Consider the following 6,608-nt stretch of genomic DNA (forward strand, 5'->3'; position numbering starts at 1 on the left):
TCCGAGGTGCCCGGGTTGGCGAAGCAGATGTCCACGCCCTGGTCGACCAGGGTTGCGACGAGCGATTCGGCGCCGTTCATGCCAGGCGCGGATAGAGGGTGGCGGCCGTCTTGCCGAAGATCCACTCGCGGTCGTCCGCCGACAGGCAGGCCAGGCCCGCCTGCGCCTCGGCCAGGATCTCGCTGAGCGCGCCGGGCGAGGTCGGGAAGTTCGAGCCCCAGGCGAGGCGCTGCGCGCCGAAGGCCTCGACGACGCGCGGGAAGAAGGTCTCGGCGCTGGCACTGCCCTTCTTCACGTCGCCGAAGATCCGCGGAGTCAGCTTCATATGAAGGTTAGGCAGATCGGCCATGTCGAACAGGCTCTGCGCCGCCGCGTACGGCGCGCCGTCGAGCACGTCGGGCCGGCCCAGGTGGTCGAGGATGATCTTCACGTTCGGGAACTTCTCGGCCAGCATGCGCACCTGCGGCAGGCCGATCGGCCCGGTCTGGATGCACATCGGCAGGCGCAGCTCGGCCAGCATCTCCCAGGCCTTGAAGCTCTTCGGGTTGTCCAGCTCGCTGGGGTCGAAATCCTTGGTCGAACCGCCGGTGAAGATGCGCAGGCCAGCCAGGCCCTTGTCGGCCCAGGCCTTGATGACCTGGGGCACGTCGTCGGCCAGCACGTCCACCGAGCCCACGGCGACGAGCCGGTCCGGGTATTGCGCGCAGCCATCCACGACATAGCTGTTGTCGAAGCCGTAGGTGGTGGACGAGTGGACCACGGCGGCCTTGGCCACGCCGGCGGCGTCCATCGCGGCGATCAGCGTCTGCACCGTGCAGGGCCGCTCCTGCGACCAGTCCGAGCGCTTGCCGAACAGCGGCGCGGGCGGATAGCGCTTCTCGTCGTCCGAGATGATGTGGGGATGGATGTCGATGAGGTTCATGGCGCGGCAAGGCGGATCAGGGCAGGTGCTTCATGGTGCATGGCTGCCCCTCGAGCGTCGAGGAACTCGCGCCTCTTCCTATCGCCGCCGCGCGCTTTTGAATGGGCCGCGCCGTGTAGCATCGCCCGTGGAGCACGGGAGGGGCCATGGTCACGACGATCAAGCGCGAGGACTTCAGTTTCCTGGTAGTCGACGATTTCTCGACGATGCGGCGCATCATCTGCGGGTTGATCCGTGAGCTGGGCTTTCGCAAGATCGCCGAGGCCGAGAACGGCCAGCTCGCGCTGCGCATGCTGGAGAACGCGGCGGAGGGCGGCGAGCCGGTGCACTTCGTGCTCAGCGATATCAACATGCCGGTGATGAACGGCTTCCAGCTGCTGGAGGCACTGCGCGCCAAGCCCGCCGACGATCCGCTGCACAGCGTGCCGGTGCTGCTGGTGACGGCCGAGGGCCGGCGCGAGGACATCGTCCGCGCGGCCCAGCTCGGCGCCACCGGCTACATCGTCAAGCCCTTCAACAAGGACACCATCGGCGACAAGATCCACCTGGCGCTGAAGGCGCGCAAGCTGCTGGTGGAGTAACGCGTTATGGTCCTGGAAGGCTCCTGCCATTGCGGCGCCGTGCGCTTCAGCCTCGAGGCGCACGGCCCCGTGCCCTTCATGCACTGCCACTGTTCCATCTGCCGCAAGACGGCCGGCAGCGGCGGCTACGGGATCAACCTCGGCGGCCACGCCGCCACGCTGAAGATCCGCAAGGGCGCGAAGCAGCTGGGCTGCTACCACGCGGTGCTGCGCGAGCCCGGCAAGCGGGCGCGGCGTTCGCCCGCCGAGCGGCGCTTCTGCCTCAAGTGCGGCAGCCCGCTGTGGCTGTACGACCCGCGCTGGCCGGAACTGATCCATCCGCATGCCTCGGCCATCGACACGCCGCTGCCGCGCCCGCCCGAGGTGGTCGAGGCCGGCCTGGCCTATGCCGCGGGCTGGGTGGACGTGCCGCGCGGCAAGGGCCATCGCCACGTGCAGCAGTGGCCCGACGAGTCGCTGGCCGAGTGGCACGAGCGGCACGGGCTGGACAGGCTGTAGCAAGCCCGCTTGTGCAGCATTGCGCACTAACGGCAAGATTCAGCGTCATGCCTGCAACGGCGGGCCGAAGAATCGGCACCCATCCATCACAACGTTCCGGGAGGCTCGACGAGCATGCGCATCGGTTTCCTCTTCGCCACAATGCTGGCCGGCCTGGCCGTCACTTCTCATGCGGCCGAGATCACGCTCCCGCTCAAGGAGGCCTGGTACGAGGGCCAGATGGTCCACTACGTCAGCACCGACGTGTCCGACCAGAACCTGGCCCGCAAGCAGGGCCTCAACTACGTGCCCTCGCTGGCCGACGCGCTGAAGGCCGGCCCGGTCGAGAAGGCCTACAAGTTCCCGGGCGAGGAGCAGGGCAGCGTGCTGCCCTCGATCCCGCGCCCGCTCGGCGCCGGCAACGCCGACACCAACTACCACCCGCTGTGGGTGCTGGTGATGGTGCGCTGGAAGCCCGGCGTGGCCCAGCACGTGCTGAAGTCGGAAGAGGCGGTGCTGGCGGCCGAGGAAAAGGGCGAGGTGGAACTGACCCGCACGAAGATCGTCGTCAACTGGCCGGTGGTGCGGGTCGGCGACAACGCGCTGCCAGGCGTGCATTGATCAACCGGGATCCCCTTCAGCACGCGGCCGAACTGATCGAGCAGGCCGATGCGCTGATCATCGCCGCCGGCGCCGGCATGGGCGTCGATTCCGGCCTGCCGGACTTCCGCGGCACGACCGGCTTCTGGCAGGCCTATCCGGCCCTGGCCGCCGCGCGGCTGGAGTTCACCGCCGTCGCCTCGCCGCAGACCTTCGCCGAGGACCCCGGGCTGGCCTGGGGCTTCTATGGCCACCGCCTCGGCCTGTACCGGAACACCACGCCCCATGCGGGCTTCGGGCTGCTGCGTCAATGGGCCGAGCGCGTGCCGCTGGGCGGCTTCGTCTACACCAGCAATGTGGACGGCCAGTTCCAGAAGGCCGGCTTCGACGAGCAGGCTCTTGTCGTCGAGTGCCACGGCTCGCTGCACTGGCTGCAATGCACGCGGCCCTGCAGCAGCGCCCTGTTCCCGGCCGACGGGCTGGACACCGATGTGGTCGACGACGCGGCCTGCCGCTGGCGCGGCCCCCTGCCCCGCTGCCCGCGCTGCGATGCCCTGGCGCGGCCGAACGTGCTGATGTTCGGCGACGGGAGCTGGGTGCCCGACCGCAGCGAGGGTCAGGCCTTGCGCCTGTCGCGCTGGATCGCATCGGCGCGGCGGCCGGTGGTGATCGAGATCGGCGCCGGCACGGCGGTACCCTCGGTGCGCCACTTCAGCCAGCGCGTCATCCACGCGCATGGCGGCCGGCTGATCCGCATCAATCCGCGTGAACCGCAGGTGCCGACGAGCGCCGACGTGGGGCTCGCCCTGGGCGCGCTGGAAGGGCTTCGGGCGCTCGACGGCGCGCTGCAGGCCCTGCGCTGAACTGAGGGGTTACTTCTTCATCACCGCCGTGGCCTTCAGCGTCTTGCTCTCGGCGCGACGGGCGCGGGTGGCGGCGCGCTGGTAGGCCGCCTCTGCTTCTTCGCGCAGGGCGACTGCCTTGGCCAGGGCCTGGGCGTACTTCTCGGGCGAGTAGGTGTTCTCGGTGCCGATGTACACGCTGCGCCCGCGCGGTGCGCTGCCATAGCGCGGCAGCGAGACGGCGAAGCTGCAGTCACGCACGCGGCTGCCGGCGCGCTGCCGCACGACCGGGCCGGAGATGCCCACCGGCAGGCCGCTGGCCTTGGTGCCGCTGGGCTGGCGCTGCAGGCGGGAGGGTGCGGGCATCTTGGCGATGCGGACCAGCAGCGCCTTGGTGGCGGCGGCCAGCGCGGCAGCGGCGCCGCTGCCATCCTGCGAGTGATCGGAAAAAAGCTTGGTGCCGCCGTAGCGCAGTTGCCAGCCGTGGGTGGACTGGTGGTCGATGCGCTGGATGCACTGGGGGACTTCGAAACTCTGACCCGTGAAGATCGTGACCTGGCGTGTTTTCATGAGATTCCTGCGTACTGCGGTTGTGGAACCTCCCTCTCGCTTTCAGTCTATAGGCGGGTCTTCGCTTCGGGCGTGTCAGTGGGGTCTCGGAATTAGGGAGAAGAAAAGCTAACGCTCAAGTCGCACGGCTTGTCGACCGTGCGATCGCCGCCACCAGGTCGGACTGCGTGAGGATGCCGACCAGCCTCGCCTCGGTGCCGACGATGGGAATGTGGTGGTGGCCGGTCGAGGCGAACAGCGGTACCAGCTCGGCCACCGGCCGGTCGGCGCTGACCACGCGCACCGTGCGCGACATGATCTGGCCGACCACCTCGGCCTTGTCCGAATTGGGGCCAGGTGTTGCCTGCAGGAAGCCGCGCAGGCGGTTGGCGAAGCCGTCGTGCTCGTCCAGCGGAGCGGCGCGCATGAAGTCGGTCAGCGTGACGATGCCGATCACGCGGTTCGCCCGGTCGACCACCGGCAGCGCCTTGATGCCGCGCTCGCGCAGCAGCTGCCAGGCCTCCTGCAGCGGCGTGCCGAACTGAACGGACAGCGGCTCGCGCGACATGATGTCGGCGCAGCGCAGCGTGCCGAACTGACGCTCGTAGGCATGCAGCTGCGCCTCGTGCAGCAGCGCGGCGAGGTCGTCGCGCGGGATGTCCAGCACCTGGTTGTAGCGGGCCAGCGCGGCGTCGAGGTCGGCCTCGGCGAACTGCGGCGTGCCGGCCGGCGCGGCCGCGGGCGGCTGCGACACATGCGGATAGGCGCGGCCGGTGAGCCGGTTGTAGACCATGCCGGCGCTCACCAGCGCCAGCGTGTTGACCAGCACCGGGAAGATCGCGAAACGCCAGTCGTGCACGCCGGCCATCACCATCAGCAGCGCCGCCGCGCCGCCGGGCGGATGCAGGCAGCGCAGCGCGAACATCACGGCGATCGCCAGCGCCACGGCTAGCGCCGCGGAGAAGGCCGTGCCGCCCAGCAGGCTGAAGCAGGCGATGCCGACCAGCGCCGAGAGCGTGTCCCCGCCGACCACCGACCAGGGCTGCGCCAGCGGGCTCGCCGGCACGCAGAACACCAGCACCGCGCTGGCCCCGAGCGGCGCGACGAGCCAGATGGCGCTGGGCATCGCATGGGTGGCCACGCAGAGCTGCGCGAGCAGGCCGGTGAGCAGCATGCCGATGCCGGCGCCGACCGCGGCGCGCACACGCTCGCGCCCGTTGACGGCCATGGCGGCGGGCCACAGGGCGCGCCAGAAACTGGAGATCGAGGAGGCGGAAGACATGACGCCGATTCTCAGCGGGGCCGGGTCCGGTATGCCTTGAGCGCGGGCAAGAAAAGTTCCATCACGCGCAGCTCGGCGCCGCGGCGGCGGAACACCGAGTTGCGCGACCACAGCATCTGCGGGGACGGCAGCTCGCCGGTGGCGGCCAGCCACTGGCGCTGCATCTGCCGGCGCGTGTGCCCGTAGCGGGCCAGGCGGCGCGGCTCGAGCTCGCTGCGGGTGACGCGCGGGTCGTCATAGAGCAGGTGGCCCAGCGGCCGCGTGCCCAGCCCCTTCAGCGCCTTCCAGGGCCCGGCCAGCGAGGTCTGGTGCACCGAGGAACGGGCCCACACCAGCGGCTGCCCGTCCACCCACAGGATCACCTCGCGCACGACGGTGCAGCCGCGCCGCGGCAGGCCCAGCGCATCGCGCTCGCGCTGGCGGAACGGGGTCACCTCTTGCCGTAAGACCTGGACCTCGTAGCGGGTGCCCAGCGCGGCCAGGCGCTTGCTCAGCGAGCCCGGCGCGCGCAGCCAGTCGCGCAAGCTGTCGCGGCTTGCTCTACCCATGAAACGGGACCTCAGTATTGCTGCGGGCCAAGCGCCGGGCCGCCCCCAAGCGGCCCGCTCTGGCGATGTGCTTGCGGCTCGACGCCGCAAGCATCGCCGTCCCCGCGGGGGACCGGCCAAGGTACTCCTTGGACGAGGGGCTTCATGTCACCCACCGAACTCGTCGCCGAGTTCCTTGGCGCGGATCTGCGCGGCCCTCACCGCACGTTCGATCGCGGGGCCCACGCCGTCGGCCTGCATGCTGGTGATCGCCGCGTAGGTGGTGCCGCCCTTGGACGTCACGCGCTCGCGCAGCACGGTCGGCGATTCGTCCGACTGCAGGCCCAGCGCCGCGGCGCCGCCGCAGGTGGCCAAGGCCAGGCGCCGGCCCTGTTCGGCGCTCAGGCCCATCTCGACGGCCGCGGCCATCATGGCCTCGACGACGTAGAAGAAGTAGGCCGGGCCGGAGCCCGACAGCGCGGTCACCGCATCGAGATCGGCCTCGCGATCCACCCACAGGCTCTGGCCGGTCGGCGCCATCACCTGTTCGATCAGCGCACGATCGTCGGCGGAGACAGCGGTGCGGGCGTAGAGCCCGGCGATGCCCTGGCCGATCAGCGCCGGGGTGTTGGGCATCGCGCGCACGACGCGCTCGCTGCCGGTCGCCTTCGCGATCGCATCGCTGCGAATGCCGGCCATCACCGAGAGCTGGAGCGCACCGCCGATGCGGCCGGCGCAGGGCGCGGCGGCCTCGCCGAACATCTGCGGCTTGACGGCCCAGACCAGCAGGCCCTGGCCTTCGCCCAGCTCGGCCGAGCCCGCATGGAC

Annotated in this window: 9 protein-coding genes; 4 read left to right on the top strand and 5 right to left on the bottom strand. The window is 70.4% G+C overall.

Translation table 11 applies throughout. The features are described 5' to 3' along the window. Positions 1 to 76: 76 nt before the first annotated feature. A complete protein-coding gene (locus B0W88_RS28530) occupies positions 77 to 922 on the bottom strand; it encodes an amidohydrolase (RefSeq protein ID WP_077037937.1) in 846 nt (281 codons plus the stop codon). Positions 923 to 1,068: 146 nt separating this feature from the next. Here B0W88_RS28530 and B0W88_RS28535 point away from each other — a divergent pair, with 146 nt between their 5' ends. From B0W88_RS28535 to B0W88_RS28550, 4 genes are all read left to right on the top strand, one after another. Next, a complete protein-coding gene (locus B0W88_RS28535; protein WP_077037938.1) occupies positions 1,069 to 1,503 on the top strand; it encodes a response regulator in 435 nt (144 codons plus the stop codon). Between the two features lie 6 nt (positions 1,504 to 1,509). Further along, positions 1,510 to 2,001, top strand: coding sequence for a GFA family protein (locus B0W88_RS28540; protein ID WP_077037939.1), 492 nt, complete (start codon positions 1,510 to 1,512; stop codon positions 1,999 to 2,001). Between the two features lie 114 nt (positions 2,002 to 2,115). Further along, on the top strand, positions 2,116 to 2,601 hold the full coding sequence (locus B0W88_RS28545; RefSeq protein WP_077037940.1) for a hypothetical protein: 486 nt from the start codon (positions 2,116 to 2,118) through the stop codon (positions 2,599 to 2,601). Continuing rightward, a complete protein-coding gene (locus B0W88_RS28550) occupies positions 2,598 to 3,443 on the top strand; it encodes a Sir2 family NAD-dependent protein deacetylase (protein ID WP_233151880.1) in 846 nt (281 codons plus the stop codon). Before B0W88_RS28545 ends, B0W88_RS28550 begins: the two co-directional genes overlap by 4 nt. 9 nt (positions 3,444 to 3,452) lie before the next feature. Here B0W88_RS28550 and B0W88_RS28555 read toward each other — a convergent pair whose 3' ends face one another. The 4 genes from B0W88_RS28555 to proC form a co-directional block, all read right to left on the bottom strand. Continuing rightward, positions 3,453 to 3,992, bottom strand: coding sequence for a hypothetical protein (locus B0W88_RS28555; RefSeq protein ID WP_077037941.1), 540 nt, complete (start codon positions 3,990 to 3,992; stop codon positions 3,453 to 3,455). 115 nt (positions 3,993 to 4,107) lie between these two features. After that, entirely contained in the window at positions 4,108 to 5,253 is a 1,146-nt protein-coding gene (locus B0W88_RS28560; protein WP_077037942.1) for an HPP family protein, read from the bottom strand. Positions 5,254 to 5,264: 11 nt separating this feature from the next. Then, a complete protein-coding gene (locus tag B0W88_RS28565; RefSeq protein ID WP_077037943.1) occupies positions 5,265 to 5,801 on the bottom strand; it encodes a chorismate lyase in 537 nt (178 codons plus the stop codon). A gap of 147 nt (positions 5,802 to 5,948) precedes the next feature. Beyond that, a partial coding sequence (gene proC, locus B0W88_RS28570; protein ID WP_077037944.1) for a pyrroline-5-carboxylate reductase occupies positions 5,949 to 6,608 on the bottom strand: 660 nt, incomplete at its 5' end.

Source organism: Pelomonas sp. KK5 (assembly GCF_001984095.1).
Classification (GTDB): Bacteria; Pseudomonadota; Gammaproteobacteria; order Burkholderiales; family Burkholderiaceae_C; genus KK5.